The following is a 16,601-nucleotide window of genomic DNA, read 5'->3' on the forward strand; positions in this document are numbered from 1 at the left end:
ATCGCGGAGAAGCCCGACGGGAAATTCGCTCAGCCCGCGACGCGCAGCTTCTCCTTCAACAGCGCCGTCAGCCAATCCGCGAACACCTGCAACCGCCGCGACAAATGCTGGCGATGCGGATAGAGCAGGGTCATCGGCATCGGCGCTGCGCGGTGATGTGGCATCACCTCGACGAGCTCGCCGGCATCGAGATGTCGCTTCACGTCGTAGGCCGGAATCTGGATCAAGCCGAGACCGGCGAGGCAGCAGGCGATATAAGCCTCGGCGCTGTTGACCGTGACGCGGCCGCGCACCGCTGTCGTACGCGAGGCGCCCTGCTCGCACCACTCCCATTGCTCGATGCGGCCGGTTGATGGTGAGGCGTAGTTGACCGCCCAATGCGCGGCGAGCTCGTCAGGTATTCGCGGCGAGCCGTGGCGGGCGAGGTAGGCCGGGCTTGCGACATTGATCAGCGTCAGATTGCCGAGCGGTCGCGCGATCAGTGCGGAATCGCCGAGCGCGCCGACGCGCACGACGCAGTCGGCGCTATCCTCGATCAGGTTGATGGCACGGTCGGTGACGCCGAGATCGATCTCGATCTGCGGATGGCGATCGAGGAAAGCCGGCAGCGCCGGCGCGATGATCAGGCGCCCGATCCTCCCGGGCACGTCGACCCGGAGCCGGCCCGATGGTTCGGCCGCGGCCTGACGGAACAGCGTTTCGGCATCCTCGACATCGGCGACGAGGCGCAGGCACCGTTCGTAGAACGCCGCGCCGTCATGGGTCGGCGATACCTTGCGCGTCGTGCGATGCAGCAGCCGTGCGCCGACGCGTTGCTCCAGCTCCGCCACCGCCGACGAAACCGACGAGCGCGGCACGCCAAGCGTGTCGGCCGCCCGCGTGAAGCTCGAACATTCGACGACGCGGGCGAAGATGCGGAAAAGATCGATACGGTCCAGAATCGGCTCCAATTGTTCGCAATTTCTGACAAGTGAGGTCAGAATTGGTAGCTTTATCTGCCAATCCTAGACGATATCGTCCTCTCCAGAAAGCGGCCGCAGGGCGTGGCCGCACCATCCGGAGAGGCGAAACGCCAATGACCGACCACAGCATCAAGGACAAGACCGTCATCATCGCCGGCGGCGCCAAGAATCTCGGCGGCCTGATCGCGCGCGATCTCGCCGCCCATGGCGCCAAGGCGATCGCGATCCACTACAACAGCGCCGCGACCAAGGCCGATGCCGACGCGACGGTCGCGGCGGTGCAGGCCGCGGGCGCCAAGGCGGTTGCCTTGCAGGCTGACCTCACGGCCGCCGGCGCGATGGCGAAGCTGTTCACCGATGCAGTTGCCGCAGTCGGGCGTCCCGACATCGCGATCAACACCGTCGGCAAGGTGCTGAAGAAGCCGATGGTCGAGATCTCCGAAGCCGAATATGACGCGATGAGCGCGGTCAACGCCAAGACGGCGTTCTTCTTTCTCAAAGAGGCCGGTCGCCACGTCAACGACAACGGCAAGATCTGCACGCTGGTGACATCGCTGCTCGGCGCCTACACGCCATACTACGCGGCCTATGCCGGCACCAAGGCGCCGGTCGAGCATTTCACCCGCGCCGCATCGAAGGAGTTCGGCGCGCGCGGCATCTCGGTCACCGCGATCGGACCGGGCCCGATGGACACGCCGTTCTTCTATCCGGCCGAGGGCGCCGATGCGGTCGCCTATCACAAATCGGCCGCGGCGCTGTCCGGCTTCTCGAAGACCGGCCTCACCGACATCAAGGACATCGTGCCGTGGATTCGCCTGCTGGTGTCGGAGGGCTGGTGGATGACCGGCCAGACCATCCTGGTCAATGGAGGCTACACCACGAAGTAAGGCGCGCCGGCGTTAACTCACGAAAATGAAGCGGGCCGCGCATTGCGTGGCCCGCTGGCAAGTTACCGAATGACGGGCGCCGATGCGCTCAATCCCAGCTCAGCGCGCCGCCGTTCTGGTATTCGATCACGCGGGTCTCGAAGAAGTTCTTCTCCTTCTTCAGGTCCATCGCTTCCGACATCCATGGGAACGGGTTCTCGGCTTCCGCGAACACCGGCGTCAGCCCGATCTGGGCGCAGCGCCGGTTGGCGATGAAGTGCATGTACTGCTCGCACAGCACGGCATTCAGCCCGAGGAAGCCGCGCGGCATCGTATCGCGACCGTAGGCGGCCTCGAGCTCGGCCGCCTCGCGGATCATGCCGCGGATCTCGTCCTGGAACGCCGACGTCCACAGGTGCGGATTCTCGATCTTGATCTGGTTGATGACGTCGATGCCGAAGTTCAGGTGAATGCTCTCGTCGCGCAGGATGTACTGATACTGCTCCGCGATCCCGACCATCTTGTTGCGACGGCCGAGCGAGAGGATCTGCGCAAAACCGGTGTAGAACCACATGCCCTCGAAGATCACGTAGAACGCGACGAGGTCGCGCAGGAACGCCTGGTCGGCAGCCGGCGTGCCGGTCTTGAAGTCGGGATCGTCGAGATGCTGGGTGTGCTTGATCGCCCATGCCGCCTTATCGGTGATCGACGGCACCTCGCGGTACATGTTGAACAGCTCGCCCTCATCGAGGCCGAGGCTTTCGACGATGTACTGGAAGGTGTGGGTATGCACCGCCTCCTCGAAAGCCTGGCGCAACAGATATTGCCGGCACTCCGGGTTGGTGAGGTGGCGGTAGATCGCCAGCACGATGTTGTTGGCGACCAGGCTTTCCGACGCCGCGAAGAAGCCGAGATTGCGCTTGATGGCGCGGCGCTCGTCCTCGGTGAGACCGTCGCGCGACTTCCACAGCGCGATGTCGGCCTGCATCGAGACCTCGGTCGGCATCCAGTGATTGTTGCAGCCGGCGAGGTATTTCTCCCACGCCCATTTGTATTTCAGCGGCAGCAGCTGGTTGACGTCGGCGCGGCAGTTGATCATCCGCTTCTCGTCGACCGAGACGCGGCCGCCATGGCGGTCGATGGCGCCGAGGCCGGCGGCCTCGGTCGATGCGGCAGACACAGCCATGACAGGTGGCGGTGCCTTCTTGGCGGTGGCTGTGGTCTCTGACCAGTCGAGCATGTTTTTTGATCCTTCTTACTGGCAGGCTTCGCAGTCGGGATTGTCGATCGAGCAGGCGATCGCACCCGACAAATCCGGCGCCGGTGATGCCAGCGCCACCGACGACACCGCGTTGAGCTTGCCGTCGGTGCCCTTCAGCGTCGACTTCTCGACATGGGTCGCGCTGCGCGAACGCAGGTAGTAGGTGGTCTTCAGTCCCAGCGACCAGGCCAGACGATACAGCGCATCGAGCTTCTTGCCGGAAGGATTGGCGATATAGAGGTTGAGCGACTGCGCCTGGTCGATCCACTTCTGCCGCCGCGCCGCGGCCTCGAGCAGCCAACTTGAGTCGATCTCGAACGCGGTCGCGTAGAGCGCCTTGAGATCGTCCGGGATGCGGTCGATCGAGCCGACGCTGCCGTCGAAATATTTGAGGTCGTTGACCATCACCTCGTCCCACAGCCCCCGCGCCTTGAGGTCGCGCACCAGATAGTCGTTCACCACCGTGAAGTCGCCGGACATGTTGGATTTGACATAGAGATTTTGGTAGGCGGGCTCGATCGACTGCGCGACGCCGCAGATGTTGGAGATCGTCGCCGTCGGCGCGATCGCCATCACGTTGGAGTTGCGCATGCCGACCGACGTGACGCGGGCGCGCAGGGTCGGCCAGTCACGGGTCGAGGCGCGATCCATCGCGACACCGCCGCGGGCATCGGCAACGAAGTCGATCGAATCGATCGGCAGGATGCCCTGGCTCCACAGCGAGCCCTCGAACGAGGGATAGCGGCCGCGCTCGGCGGCGAGATCGCTGGAGGCCCAGATCGCATGGTAGGAGATCGCCTCCATGCTGAGGTCGGCGAAGGCAACCGCCGCGTCCGACGCCACCGCGATCCGCAGCGCATGCAGCGCATCCTGGAAGCCCATCAGGCCGAGACCGACCGGGCGATGCCGCAGATTGGAGCGGCGCGCCTCCGGGATGGTATAGAAATTGATGTCGATGACGTTGTCGAGCATCCGCATCGCGGTCGTCACCGTCGCCTTCAGCCTGGCGTCGTCGAGCTTGCCGTCCTGAATGTGGTTGGCGAGGTTGATCGAGCCCAGATTGCACACCGCGGTCTCGTCGTCCGAGGTGTTGAGCGTGATCTCGGTGCAGAGGTTCGAGGAATGGATCACGCCGGCATGGCGCTGCGGCGAGCGCAGATTGCACGGGTCCTTGAAGGTGATCCAGGGATGACCGGTCTCGAACAGCATGGTCAGCATCTTGCGCCAGAGATCGACGGCGCGAATCTGCTTGAACACCCGCATCTCGCCGCGCGCGGCCTTGGCCTCGTAATGGGCGTAGCGCTCGGCGAACGGCTTGCCGTAGAGATCGTGCAAATCCGGCGTCTCGTCAGGTGAGAACAGCGTCCATTCGCCGTCGGCCTCGACGCGCTGCATGAACAGGTCCGGCACCCAGTTCGCGGTGTTCATGTCGTGGGTGCGGCGGCGGTCGTCGCCGGTGTTCTTGCGCAGATCGAGGAATTCCTCGATGTCGACATGCCAGGTCTCGAGATAGGCGCAGACCGCGCCCTTGCGCTTGCCGCCCTGGTTGACCGCGATCGCGGTATCGTTGGCGACCTTGAGGAACGGCACCACGCCCTGGCTCTCGCCATTGGTGCCCTTGATGTGCGCGCCGAGCCCGCGGACGCGGGTCCAGTCGTTGCCGAGCCCGCCGGAATATTTCGCCAGCAGCGCGTTGTCCTTGACCGACTTAAAGATGCCGTCGAGATCGTCGGCCACGGTTGTCAGGAAGCACGACGAGAGCTGCGGCCGCTGGGTGCCGGAATTGAACAATGTCGGCGTCGAGGCCATGAAGTCGAACGACGACAACAGATTGTAGAACTCGATCGCGCGGCCCTCGCGGTCGATCTCGCGCAGCGCCAGGCCCATCGCGACGCGCATGAAGAACGCCTGCGGCAGCTCGATGCGGTTGCCGCGGACATGCAGGAAATAACGGTCGTACAGCGTTTGCAAGCCGAGGAATTGGAACGACAGATCGCGCTCGGGCTTCAGCGCCGCGGCGAGCCGCGCCAGGTCGAAGCGGCCGAGTTCGGCGTCGAGCAGTTCGGTCTTGATCCCGGTCTTGATATAGGCCGGGAAGTACTCGGCGTAGCGGCTTGCCATGTCGGCCTGCGAGGCGCTGGTCGGCACCTCAAGCACATAGGACAGCACCTCGGTGCGCAGCTTGTCGAGCAACAGGCGCGCGCTGACATAGGTGTAGTTCGGCTCCTGCTCCACCAGGGTGCGGGCGGCCATCACGGAGGCGAGCGCCAGCTCGTCCTGGCTGATGCCGTCATAGATGTTGCGCTGGGTCTCGGCGACCACGGGCGCCGCATCGACGCCGTCGAGGCCGGCGCAGGCCTCGTTGATGATCAGCGCCAGCCGCGCGTGGTCGAGCGGCACCTTGCTGCCATTGGGCAGCGTGACGTGAATGGTCGGACCGGCCGCGGGCTTGGCAACAGCCTTTGCCGCGTCCTGCTCGGCACGCTGCCTGGTGCGTTCGTCGCGATACAGCACATAGGCCCGCGCCACCTTGTGGTGCTCGCTGCGCATCAGCGCAAGCTCGACCTGGTCCTGCACGTCCTCGATGTGGAAGGTGCGGCCCTCGCTCATGCGTCGCGACAGCGCGGTGACGACCTCGGCGGTGAGCTGCTCGACGATCTCATGCACCCGGCGCGACGCGGCGGCGGTGTGCCCCTCGACCGCCAGGAACGCCTTGGTCATCGCCACCGAGATCTTGCTGGCGTCGAATCTCGACACCGTGCCGTTGCGGCGGATCACCTGCATCGGCGGCGCGGCTTCCGGCGCGGCAAGCGCTTCCGGACGCAGCAGGACAACTGACGCTGGCTTTGTTTCGCGATCGAGAGAGAGAGACATCGTGCAGACCCCGTGATGTTTGTTGGGACTGGATGTCAGGGGACGCTGCATCACCCGGCGGCTGGCGCCACCGGCACGGCTCTGCATGCGACCGCCGGGACACCCCGCCCGTGGACGTAATTTCGGTGTCGCGGCAGGTCTCCTGGCTCGCAGGTCGTCATTGCTCCCTCGTCTTCCCAATGCCTTGCGGCATCAGTGACTTAGCTATCGGGAACAACTCACTGCTTACAGTTGCGGGGGCAGCGCCGGGTTTTTACGGATCAACCCGTAGTTCACCGGCTTCCCTCTTAGCCACCAAATCTAGGGATATGGCAGACCGTGACGCCTATATCTGGTGTGATTTGGGCTGGGGTGTCAACGCCCACCAGACGGCCTATCCAAAATATTTCGATGCTTATCCAAAGCCTCGTTAAGGGTCTGTGGATGAATCATCCTGGAACCCCGTAGGGTTACTACGGCAGCCGCACCGCGCGTCGGCGACCAAACGGATTGAGCAAGCGGACGATTTCGCAGGCCGCAACCAAGCCGGCAAGCCAGAGCGCGCTGCGCAACCCGATGCGCGCAACGATGGCCGGGGTGAATGCCCCGGCCCCGCCGAGGACCGGCGTGGCGGCCAACAGCGTGATTTCATAGCCAGCATAGGCGCCGACGAAGGCGAGCAGGAAGGTACCCACCACGCGGTTCCTGGGCAGTTGGCGAAAGACGGCGGATGCCGCCGCGGTGCCGGCGAGGGCCGCAGCCCCGATCACAAAACCCCAGGCGATGGTCTTGGCATCGACGGGATAGTGCAGCACGCCAAATCCAATGGTCTGGTTGACCAGCCACGTGCCGAACACCACCAGCATGGCCCCGCGCAGCGGCAACACGGCCGCAGCGATCACGGCGAACGCGGCAAACGGCGTCGCGCAGGCGAACACGAAGCTCGCGAGCGCGGATGCGGCGGTCGAGAGCGCAAAGCAGAACATCGGCGCATAGCGCGGCTCGACGGGATGCAGCCGGAATCGATCACTGGAAGGCAGATCGTTCAAAGCCATGGCGTATCTCCTTCCGGCAATTTCTCACGTCCCATGCCGCTTGGCCTCAATGCGGCGCTTCCATCGGGTTCTCGGAATCTACCAGATCGAGCCGGTCGTGCACAGCAAGCCATTCGACAAGCACCGGCGTCAGTTGTTCCGTCGCCCCCAATTGTCGAAGGGCAACCCGGACGGTCGCCCTAGCGAAACGGTCGCCCGGCAAGACCACTGCATCTGGAGCCTGTCCGGCGGCGACGGCCTCGATGACCCTGCGCTTCAACGCCAGCAGTTCAGGCAAGCCGAAGCGCGCGAGCAGTGCCTGGAATGCGACGTGATGCTCGCGCCGAAATTCACGTTTGCGGCCGAGCTGATCGCGGAGCGGATGTGCCGGATAGAGATGCGCGCAAGGGATCCAGCCATCGGGCAACGGCTCGGTCGCAGCATGCGTGCGGCCATGCGCCAGCAGTTTGGGCAGAACATGGGTGTGCGGACCGTCCGGACTCCTGCCGCCCGGGGGCGGGATCGGTTGAAACACCTCGACCCGTCCGATACGGCTGGTGAAAACGCGATGCGGATTGGCGCCGAGGATGATCCCCATCGCATCGTTGCCCGGCGCGAACAGCGATTTGCCAACACGGCTCCGGAGGGCGCGGACGGTGTCCTCGTCGTCGAGCCGTACGCAGGCATCGATATGCAGTACGCCCAGGCCGAGGTCGAACAGCACGCTGTTGCGATCCCGGCTGCGCAACGCGTCGTGATCCGGGCCGACTTCGGTCAATTCTGTCCTCCCACCCATGGCGCATCCATGTTGTGGAAGGCAGAGCGCGACGCGATGCATCCAGCTATCCGTGGTCGGCGATTCCGACGCGATCAGACGCAGGCCGGCGTGAGCAACGATCCTGATCGCGCCCTTGTCAGTCACGGCAGTGATCCCGTCGCCGGCCCGTGTCATCCGCACGGGTTCGTCGGGCTCGCGCGTGAACTCGGCGATGGCGCCGAACGTGCCGACGCTCCAGCCGGCCTGTGGATCATCAAGCTGCGCGGCGAGCATGACCATGGTGGCAGGATCTGTTGTCATATCGGCCGATCAAGCTCGCGCGACTGCTGCGCTCATTTCCGACTCTCTCATCCATCCACGACAGGAATGGTTCCAGAATGCCTGCGTCGCTCGTGCCGGCATGAAGATATTATGTCAGACCGCGGCAACTTCACGACAGGATTATCTCGGCACGGCACGCGGCCAGTCACGAATGTCCAATCCGGACCATGGCTTAGATCGATCGCGCCGCGGGATGACCGCGGCAAGGTTGACGTCACCAGCCGATAGCCGCTAATCAGGCTCGTCGAGGTTCTCCAGGTCCCGATTGACCTGGAGCTAAGAGGGAAGCCGGTGTGATGCCGGCGCTGCCCCCGCAACTGTAAGCGGCGAGCTGTTGTCCATCCAAAGCCACTGAGGCGCGAGCCTCGGGAAGGCAGGACAAGAGCGACGACCCGCGAGCCAGGAGACCTGCCCCGACAACATACACGTCCTCGGGCGGGGTGTCCCGGTGGTGCGGTTGCGACCCGCTAGCGCCTTGGCACGTGCGGAGTCCAGACGTGTCACTACGGCCTTTGCCCCCAACTGTTTGGGGTTAAGCCAATGTCTACCAATCTCTCCTCTCTTCCGGTTACCACACTCGGCACGCCGCGGATCGGTCCGCGGCGCGAACTCAAGCTCGCGCTCGAAAGCTTCTGGTCCGGCGCGTCAAGCCAGCAGGTGTTGATCGACACCGGTATCGGATTGCGCGCCGCCAATTGGGCGCGCCAGAAGAAGCTCGGCGTCTCGGTGATCCCGTCGAACGATTTCTCGTTCTACGACCAGGTACTCGACACCTCGGTGATGGTCGGCGCGATTCCCGCGATCTATGGCTGGAGCGGCGGTCCAGTACCGCTTGCCACCTACTTCGCGATGGCGCGCGGCGCGCAGGGTGACACGCACGACGCGTCGTGCGGCCACGCCCATCATGGCCACGGTCATGGCGTACCGGCGCAGGAAATGACCAAATGGTTCGACACCAACTATCACTACATGGTGCCTGAGCTGTCGAAGGATCAGCAGTTCACCCTCGCCTCGCGCAAGCCGATCGAGGAATATGAGGAAGCCAAGGCGCTCGGTTACCAGACCCGCCCGGTGCTGGTCGGTCCGGTCACCTTCCTCAAGCTCGCCAAAAGCAAGGACGTCAGCTTCGAGCCGCTGTCGCTGCTCGACCGGCTGCTGCCGGTTTACATCGAGGTGCTGCGCGAGCTCGCCAAGCGCGGCGCCGATTGGGTGCAGATCGACGAGCCTTGCCTGGTGCTCGATCTCGACGATGCCGCGCGCAATGCGCTGCGCCACGCCTATGCCGAGATCGCCAAGGCGGTACCGCAGGTCAAGATCATGCTGGCGAGCTATTTCGGCAGCCTCGGCGCGAACCGCGACACGGCCTTCGCGCTTCCGGTCGCCGGCCTGCATTTCGATCTGGTCCGCGCGCCGGAGCAACTCGACGATCTTGCCCGGCTACCGGCCGACCGCGTCGTCTCGCTCGGCGTGCTCGACGGCCGCAACATCTGGCGCGCCGATCTGAGCAAGCTGCTCGACCGGCTCGAACCTGTGGTCGCCAAGCTCGGCAAGGACCGGGTGCAGATCGCACCCTCCTGCTCGATGCTGCATGTGCCGATCGATCTCGCACTCGAAGCCAAGCTCGATGCCGAGGTGAAGAGCTGGCTCGCCTTTTCGGTGCAGAAGATCGAGGAACTGGCCGCGCTCGGGACCGCGCTTGCCGCCGGCCGCGCGTCGATCGCGGATGCGCTGAAGGCCTCCGATGCAGCCGCCGCCGCGCGCAAGACCTCGCCGCAGATTCACGATCCGAAGGTGGCGAGCCGCCTTGCTGCCGTCGACGCCGCGATGCGCTGCCGCGCCAGCCCGTTCGAAGAACGGGCCGACGTTCAGCATGCCCGCTTCAACCTGCCCGCGTTCCCGACCACCACCATCGGCTCGTTCCCGCAGACGCCGGAGATCCGCAAGGCCCGCGCCGCGCATGCCAAGGGCAGCTTGAGCGACGCCAACTACAAGACCTTCCTGCGGGAGCAGACCGCCGAGACCGTGCGCTGGCAGGAAACCATCGGCCTCGACGTGCTGGTGCATGGCGAGTTCGAGCGCAACGACATGGTGCAGTATTTCGGCGAGCAGCTCGCCGGCTTCGTGTTCACCGAGCACGCCTGGGTGCAGTCCTACGGCTCGCGCTATGTCCGGCCGCCGATCCTGTTCGGCGATGTGTCGCGTCCGAAGCCAATGACGGTCGAGTGGTGGCAGTATGCGCAGTCGCTGACCAAGCGGCCGATGAAGGCGATGCTGACCGGGCCGGTCACCATCCTGAACTGGTCGTTCGTCCGCGACGACATCCCGCGCAGCGAGGCCTGCCGGCAGATCGCGCTGGCGATCCGCGACGAGGTCACCGACCTCGAGACGGCCGGCGCCGGCATGATCCAGATCGACGAGGCGGCGCTGCGCGAAGGCCTGCCACTGCGTCGCTCGGAGTGGACAACCTATCTCGACTGGGCGGTGGAGTGCTTCCGCATCTGCTCGTCCGGCGTCCGCGACGAGACCCAGATCCACACCCATATGTGCTACTCCGAGTTCAACGACATCATCGACGCGATCGGCGCGATGGATGCCGACGTGATCTCGATCGAGACCTCGCGCTCGAAGATGGAGTTGCTGGATGCGTTCCGGAACTATCGCTATCCGAACGAGATCGGTCCCGGCGTCTATGACATCCACTCGCCGCGTGTGCCAGAGGTGACCGAGATGACCGAGCTGCTCAAGCTGGCACGGGAGCGCCTGACCGACGGCCAGCTCTGGATCAATCCGGATTGCGGCCTGAAGACCCGCAAATGGGATGAGGTCCGCCCGGCCCTCGTCAACATGGTCGCCGCGGCCCGCGAGTTGCGCGAGCTGGCCTAGAACATGATCCGGAAAAATGTGAAGCGGTTTTCGGGAAAGATCATACTCCTATGAAAAGCCAAGGCGCGATGACATTCACCCGAACGTCATCGCGCCTTGAAAAACCCTGCCCGGGTCGAACCCGGACATCGAAGGAGACACCATGCGTTTCTGGATCGAGTGCACGCGGTTCGACAACGGGCAGGCCATTCACATCAACATCGCGCTGGTCGGCTCGATGCTGCGCGACGGCGAGCGCACCGTGCTCGCCTTCGTCGGCGGCGACGGACAGACGATGGAGGTCCGCGAGACACCGCAGCAGATCATGGAGCTGCATCTCGGGCCGACGACGAAAGCATAACGGGAGACTGACGATCAGACCTGAATTCGGGCCGTCCGCACCCACGTCCGCACCTGATCTTCGCAAGATCGCCGCTCATCCGGATTAATGAGACCGGCCCGGCCAGTCGCCGCCTGGTCGATCCCCTGAACCGAATTTGACCGCTGGTTTTGCCGGCGGTATCGTTCGGGCGCCGGGCCCTTCGCAGTGGCAATCTATTCGAGGCGCTCATGGAATGGTCGACCAGGCCGGCCCGTCCGGATCAGCCTTTCGGAAGTTGGGCCGACGACCTCGCGGCTGCTTTCGTGCGGCTGGAGCCGCGCCGGATCGCCGGGGAGTCCTTTGCAGGCGCGATCTCCAAGGTCGACGCCGCTCCGGTTCAGATCTCCCAGGTCACTGCGAGCGGACACACCGTGGTCCGGCTCCCGTCGCACATCGCCGCAAGCACCGACGATCTCTGCTTTGTCAATCTCCAGCTTGAAGGCCTGGGACGGACCTCGCAGCGCGGCCACGAGCAGATCTGCGCACCCGGCGACCTTGCGCTTGCGGATACGACCCAGCCGTTCGAGATCGCCCATCGCCGCGATTTCAAGCTGTTCTGCTTCGCCGTGCCGCGACGCCTGTTGCCTGATGCGCTGTTCGATCGACCGCGCCTCGGCCTGTCGGCGACCGAAACCGGCCGCACGCTGTCCCGGACGCTGGCGAGCTACGCCGAGCTCTGCCTCAATGGCCGCCAGCGCGCAACGACCTCGACGATGATCGGCACGCACATCGCCGAGTTGATCGCGCACGCGCCGGACATCCTCACCGACATGCCGGCGGAGCGCGTGCATACGCCCGTGCTGCTGTCGATGATGCTCGATCATATCGCCCGCCGCAGCGACGACCCCGATCTCGGCGCGCTCGCGCTCGCCACGCAATTCCACTGCTCCGAGCGTTACGTGCACCGCCTGTTTGCGACCACCGGCCGCTCGGTGGGCGAGCACGTCAACGCGGAGCGGATTGCCGTATGCACGCGCGCGCTGCTCGATCGCAACTCCGCCCACAGGACCATCGCCGAGATCGCCTTTGCGGCGGGATTCCGCGACATCTCGCATTTCAACCGCCTGTTCAAGCGCCACAATGGCCTGGCCCCCCGCGAGTTTCGCCGAACCGCCTTGAGCTGACGCACGACGCGGCCAGCCAGTCCGGCGGACGCCGCGAAGACCGGAAATCGCGATGGCTCGGACTCCCGCCTCATCCCCTCAAGATCTGGATCGATGCGCACGCTCGCGCAACTTCGCTTCGGCAAGCTCAAGGTGACGACGCATGGCGGCCCCCATGGCGCCGCATGCCGTTCGCAAGATGGATGGTGTCGACCATTCGACACCTCCAACGCGGGCAATTCCGGCAGGTTTGGCGGCTCCGCTGCGATCAGGCCGGCGCGAGCTTGGGCAATTCCTGCATCGGACCACCGAGCTTGTCGCAAAGAAACGCGAGCGTATCGCAGTCGCGGTTGATCGATTTGCTCAATGCATTGCCCTCGCCGTGGCCGGCGCGGCGCTCGACGCCAAGATATACGACACTCTCCGGAGAGAGGGCATTCAGCGTCGCCACGAATTTGTAGGAATGGGCCGGCGCTACCCGGTCATCATTGTCGGCAGTGAGAACCAGAAGCGGCGGATACTTCACGTCCTTGCGGATATTGTGAAGTGGTGAATAGGCGAGCAGCGTCTTGAAATCCGTCTCATTGCTTTCAGCGTCACCGTACTCCGGAATCCAGTTGATGCCGAAGGTGAATTTCGGGAAACGCAGCATGTCAGTCACGGGAACGGCCGAGACGACTGCGCCGAACAGGTCGGGTCGCTGCAACATGGTCGCAAGCACCAGCAGCCCGCCATTGCTGGCGCCGTTGATGCCGAGCCTCTCGGTTCGGGTGTAGCCGTTGCCGATCAGCCATTCCGCCGAGGCGATGAAATCGTCGTAGGAGGACTGCTTGTGGGTTCGCCGCCCGCCGTCATGCCACGGCTGGCCGTATTCGCCGCCGCCTCGAATGGAGGCAAGGGCATAGACGCCGCCCATCCGGACCCAGGCGGCAATCCTGTCGCTGTAATAGGGCCACAACGCGTATCCGAAGCCGCCATAGGCGGTGAGCAGCGTGCGATTGTTGCCGTCGCGCGCAATCCCGGGCCGATAGATCAATGTCATCGGAACTCGCGTGCCGTCCTTGCTGGTCACGAAGACCTGGTCGACGACGACATCGGCGAGGCTGTGCCTGGCGGCCGAAGCGCGAAACAACGACGGCTTGCCGCTCTCCAGATCCAGCCATTCGATGCGGCTGGCCCGCTTGTAGTCGTTCACCTCGAGCAGCAGATGGTCGTCGCCCCTGAAATAGCGCCCGAACGCGACGCTCTCAAGGCCGCCGAGATCGATCGTCGAGAGGTGCTGTCCGTTGAGATCGTGGATCGCCACCCGCTGGTTGACATCTCGATAGTGCTTGACCACCAGCTTGCTGTCGAACACCGCCGCGGCGTTCAGCGCCGCATCGCTTTCGGCGATCACGGTATGCCACCGGTCCGGCTTCGGGTCGGCCTGATCGATCCGCACCAGTCGAAAGTTCGGCGCGTCGAGATTCGTGATCGCGTAATGCGTCGCTCCGACATTGGCGATCGGGTAGAAGCCGGCTATCCCGATCGGGAATATCTCCGTGATGTCAGATGCGTCGTGAAGGGGAGCGACGTAGTAACCCGCCTTTTCAGACGTTCCGATGCTCACCACGATCTTCAAGAGATCGGCTTCAGGCGATGCCGTCACCTGACAATAGTAATCGTGACGCGCCGACTGCCGAAAGATCACTCGATCTGCCGACTGGGGCTCGCCGATCCGGTGCTGGCACACGATCTGGCTGCGGCGGTACCAATCGGCAGGCTCTGTGTCGCCCGGATAGCGGGAATAGTAGAAGCTGCGTCCGTCGCGGGCCCAAGCGACGGTCGTGTGCTTGCACCATGCGAGCACGTCCGGCAGGTCCTGGCCGGTCTCGACGTCACGGACATGCAGCGTCTCCCGATCGCTGCCGGCTTCGGACAGCAGATAGGCGACCTTGCTGCCGACCCGATCGGGGAAGAACGACAGGATCGCAACCGTTCCATCCGACGACAGCGCGCCGGCGTCGATCAGCGTCTTGCGCGGGCCGGCCAGGTACTCCTGAAATCCGACACTGCGTTGGTTGACGAGGCCATCGGAGAAGAAACTGAAGTAGCGCCGGCCATACTGGCCCGGGATCGTGGTCCTCGGGTAGTCCAGCGCCGCGTTCATGAAGTCCTGCAACCGCTGTCGGACCGGCAGCGCGTCGATCATGCTGCGCGTGCGCGCGTTCTGGCCTTCGATCCAGGTTTTCACCTCGGCCCGGGCGGTATCCTCAAGCGGCCGATAGGGATCGGGAATGTTGATGCCATGAAAGGTCTGCACCACGCTGTCGTCGCGCGGAGGCGCAAGGCTGATCGCCGCAACGAGCCCGTCGGCGGCCTGTGCGAAGGCTGGCCCCGCGATCGCGAACGCGCCAGACGCCAGGCCGCCGATCAAGGCGTCCCTGCGCGTCGGCTGGAAATTGTCGTCGAGTGCCACGTCTGCGTTCCCCTCGAGGTTAAGAACTTGACGCTCTCTTTTTGGTTTATGCTTTGAGCAACAGCTACCAATGATTATGCCCAAATCATAACGGCGACTTGAGCCTTGGGAACACTCACTTCCTCGTCAACACCCCGGCAGTGTCGTTCGCCCCATCGTTGCAAACCTTGTCTCGGCCGATCCCGACAACAAGCCAGGCGGCTGAAAGATCGAGTGCAAGGCCGCGGCCCGTCCGTGTCCGACGGCCGCTCCGGTTCACTCTGCGCCAAGAAATCTGGCGCTGCTGTCCAAGATTTCCCGACCACATCGGGATAGCCATTTGCCCCAACGGCCGACACAGAGGGCATTGACATGGCGATCGATTTCACGCTCACCGCACAGCAGCGCGAACTGCAACTCGACTCTCGCAAGTTTGCCAGGGAGGTGCTGGCCGATGCCAGGGCCGCCGAACAGCTGCCGACGCCCGAGCAGCGCTTTCTCGCGACCAAGCCGACTTATGAGGCGATGGTCGCGGCCGGCTATTTGCGCAAGTGCATTCCGGCGCCGGCGGGCGGCGACAACGCCGGCATGGTCGACATGGCGATCCTGGCCGAGGAATTCTATAGCGTGAATCCGAGTGTGACCCTCACCATGCTCGGCAGCGTGCTCGGCCTGCTGCCGCTGCTGCTCGGTGGCACGCCGGCGCAGTGTCAGCGGCTGCTTGCGCCGTTCCTGAAGACCAATGGCGCGCCGCTCGCCGCCTTCTGCTCCAGCGAACCGGGAGGCAGCGCCAACGCCGCCGCGCCGCCGCCCGGTGAAGGCGTCCGCACCACCGCGCGGCGGGAGGGCGACAATTGGGTGATCAACGGTCGCAAGAAATGGGTGTCCTCGGCGACAGGCTGGAATAGGGATGGCGCCGATCTTCTGACCATCGTATGCCGGACCGATCCGGCAGCCGCGTCCGATGCGGCGATCTCGATCATTGCCGTGCAAGGTCCGGTGAGCGGCCTCGTGTTCGAACGCGCGATCGACAGCATCGGTCATCGCGCCCATCTCGTACCGCAATTTGGCTTCCAGAACGTGCAGGCGCCGCACCACAATCTGCTCGGACAGCAGGGTGCCGGCCTGGCGCTGACCGCAGCGGCGTTCACCGGCACCGCGGCACTGGTCGGAATCTTCGGCGTCGCGCTGATGCGCGCTGCCTTCGCATTCGCGCTGGATTTTGCTCGTACCGAAAAGCGCGGCGGCGTTCACCCCATCATCGAGCATCAAGCGGTCGGATACGCGCTCGCCGATGCCAAGACCACGATCGAAGCCGCGCGTTATCTCAGCTGGCGCGCCTGCCATGCCCTCGACACCCAATCGCCGGCCGCAGAGGAGCTTTCAGTGCAAGCCAAGATCTTCGGCTCCGAGGCCGCCGTACGCGTCATCACCGATCTGATGCGGGTGGTCGGGATCGACAGCTACGATCATGAGACGCCATTCGGCAGCTTGCTCCAGGACGCGCTCGCGCTGCCGATCTTCGATGGAGGCAATCTGGGCATCCGGCGGCGGCAATTGCACACGATGTTCAAGAGCCACGACTACGATCCTCTTGCCGCAAGCGGAGCGGCATGATCTGGCGGAAGTTCCGGGAGAGCGAGACCTCCCTCGACCGCTATTCGCTTTTTCCGAATTTCCTCTTGACGCGGCCCCCAACTCAGTTGTCTAATGCTGCCGTCTCACCCGATCGAGGGGCGCTT

At 64.3% G+C, this 16,601-nt stretch carries 11 protein-coding genes and 2 riboswitches; of the genes, 5 read left to right on the forward strand and 6 right to left on the reverse strand.

From position 1 onward, the window contains the following. Window positions 1–29: 29 nt before the first annotated feature. Complete coding sequence (locus B2W55_RS11710) at window positions 30–938, reverse strand: LysR family transcriptional regulator (RefSeq protein WP_024580272.1); 909 nt, start codon at window positions 936–938, stop codon at window positions 30–32. Window positions 939–1,075: 137 nt separating this feature from the next. Between B2W55_RS11710 and B2W55_RS11715 the strand changes: the two genes are divergently transcribed. Beyond that, complete coding sequence (locus tag B2W55_RS11715) at window positions 1,076–1,849, forward strand: SDR family oxidoreductase (RefSeq protein WP_024580271.1); 774 nt, start codon at window positions 1,076–1,078, stop codon at window positions 1,847–1,849. 88 nt (window positions 1,850–1,937) lie between these two features. Here B2W55_RS11715 and B2W55_RS11720 read toward each other — a convergent pair whose 3' ends face one another. The 4 genes from B2W55_RS11720 to B2W55_RS11735 all read right to left on the reverse strand — a co-directional run bounded on the left by B2W55_RS11720 (window position 1,938) and on the right by B2W55_RS11735 (window position 8,033). Next, a complete protein-coding gene (locus tag B2W55_RS11720) occupies window positions 1,938–3,068 on the reverse strand; it encodes a ribonucleotide-diphosphate reductase subunit beta (RefSeq protein WP_024580270.1) in 1,131 nt (376 codons plus the stop codon). Window positions 3,069–3,083: 15 nt separating this feature from the next. After that, entirely contained in the window at window positions 3,084–5,963 is a 2,880-nt protein-coding gene (locus tag B2W55_RS11725) for a ribonucleoside-diphosphate reductase subunit alpha (RefSeq protein WP_024580269.1), read from the reverse strand. Window positions 5,964–6,078: 115 nt separating this feature from the next. After that, window positions 6,079–6,299, reverse strand: a riboswitch (cobalamin riboswitch). A gap of 116 nt (window positions 6,300–6,415) precedes the next feature. Continuing rightward, entirely contained in the window at window positions 6,416–6,997 is a 582-nt protein-coding gene (locus B2W55_RS11730; protein ID WP_024580268.1) for a hypothetical protein, read from the reverse strand. 46 nt (window positions 6,998–7,043) lie between these two features. Continuing rightward, window positions 7,044–8,033, reverse strand: coding sequence for a DUF6925 family protein (locus B2W55_RS11735; protein ID WP_244442169.1), 990 nt, complete (start codon window positions 8,031–8,033; stop codon window positions 7,044–7,046). 272 nt (window positions 8,034–8,305) lie between these two features. Then, window positions 8,306–8,505: riboswitch (cobalamin riboswitch) on the forward strand. Between the two features lie 110 nt (window positions 8,506–8,615). Here B2W55_RS11735 and metE point away from each other — a divergent pair. From metE to B2W55_RS11750, 3 genes are all read left to right on the forward strand, one after another. Beyond that, complete coding sequence (metE, locus tag B2W55_RS11740) at window positions 8,616–10,958, forward strand: 5-methyltetrahydropteroyltriglutamate--homocysteine S-methyltransferase (RefSeq protein WP_024580266.1); 2,343 nt, start codon at window positions 8,616–8,618, stop codon at window positions 10,956–10,958. A 142-nt stretch (window positions 10,959–11,100) separates the two neighbouring features. Then, complete coding sequence (locus tag B2W55_RS11745) at window positions 11,101–11,298, forward strand: hypothetical protein (protein ID WP_024580265.1); 198 nt, start codon at window positions 11,101–11,103, stop codon at window positions 11,296–11,298. A 209-nt stretch (window positions 11,299–11,507) separates the two neighbouring features. Beyond that, complete coding sequence (locus tag B2W55_RS11750) at window positions 11,508–12,443, forward strand: helix-turn-helix domain-containing protein (protein WP_024580264.1); 936 nt, start codon at window positions 11,508–11,510, stop codon at window positions 12,441–12,443. A gap of 247 nt (window positions 12,444–12,690) precedes the next feature. Here B2W55_RS11750 and B2W55_RS11755 read toward each other — a convergent pair whose 3' ends face one another. Continuing rightward, window positions 12,691–14,880 carry a prolyl oligopeptidase family serine peptidase gene (locus tag B2W55_RS11755; RefSeq protein ID WP_024580263.1) on the reverse strand — a complete coding sequence of 730 codons (2,190 nt, stop codon included), beginning with the start codon at window positions 14,878–14,880 and terminating at the stop codon, window positions 12,691–12,693. 351 nt (window positions 14,881–15,231) lie between these two features. Between B2W55_RS11755 and B2W55_RS11760 the strand changes: the two genes are divergently transcribed. Further along, window positions 15,232–16,476, forward strand: coding sequence for an acyl-CoA dehydrogenase family protein (locus B2W55_RS11760; RefSeq protein ID WP_024580262.1), 1,245 nt, complete (start codon window positions 15,232–15,234; stop codon window positions 16,474–16,476). Window positions 16,477–16,601 lie beyond the last annotated feature (125 nt).

It is taken from the genome of Bradyrhizobium sp. UBA2491 (genome assembly GCF_002341725.1).
Classification (GTDB): domain Bacteria; phylum Pseudomonadota; class Alphaproteobacteria; order Rhizobiales; family Xanthobacteraceae; genus Bradyrhizobium.

What these genes read in the sequence shown, in the direction of transcription:
- B2W55_RS11715 (WP_024580271.1), top strand. Translation starts at nt 1,076, where the DNA reads ATGACCGACCACAGCATCAAGGACAAGACCGTCATCATCGCCGGCGGC.
- B2W55_RS11720 (WP_024580270.1), bottom strand. Translation starts at nt 3,068, where the DNA reads ATGCTCGACTGGTCAGAGACCACAGCCACCGCCAAGAAGGCACCGCCA.
- B2W55_RS11725 (WP_024580269.1), bottom strand. Translation starts at nt 5,963, where the DNA reads ATGTCTCTCTCTCTCGATCGCGAAACAAAGCCAGCGTCAGTTGTCCTG.
- B2W55_RS11730 (WP_024580268.1), bottom strand. Translation starts at nt 6,997, where the DNA reads ATGGCTTTGAACGATCTGCCTTCCAGTGATCGATTCCGGCTGCATCCC.
- B2W55_RS11735 (WP_244442169.1), bottom strand. Translation starts at nt 8,033, where the DNA reads ATGGTCATGCTCGCCGCGCAGCTTGATGATCCACAGGCCGGCTGGAGC.
- metE (WP_024580266.1), top strand. Translation starts at nt 8,616, where the DNA reads ATGTCTACCAATCTCTCCTCTCTTCCGGTTACCACACTCGGCACGCCG.
- B2W55_RS11745 (WP_024580265.1), top strand. Translation starts at nt 11,101, where the DNA reads ATGCGTTTCTGGATCGAGTGCACGCGGTTCGACAACGGGCAGGCCATT.
- B2W55_RS11750 (WP_024580264.1), top strand. Translation starts at nt 11,508, where the DNA reads ATGGAATGGTCGACCAGGCCGGCCCGTCCGGATCAGCCTTTCGGAAGT.
- B2W55_RS11760 (WP_024580262.1), top strand. Translation starts at nt 15,232, where the DNA reads ATGGCGATCGATTTCACGCTCACCGCACAGCAGCGCGAACTGCAACTC.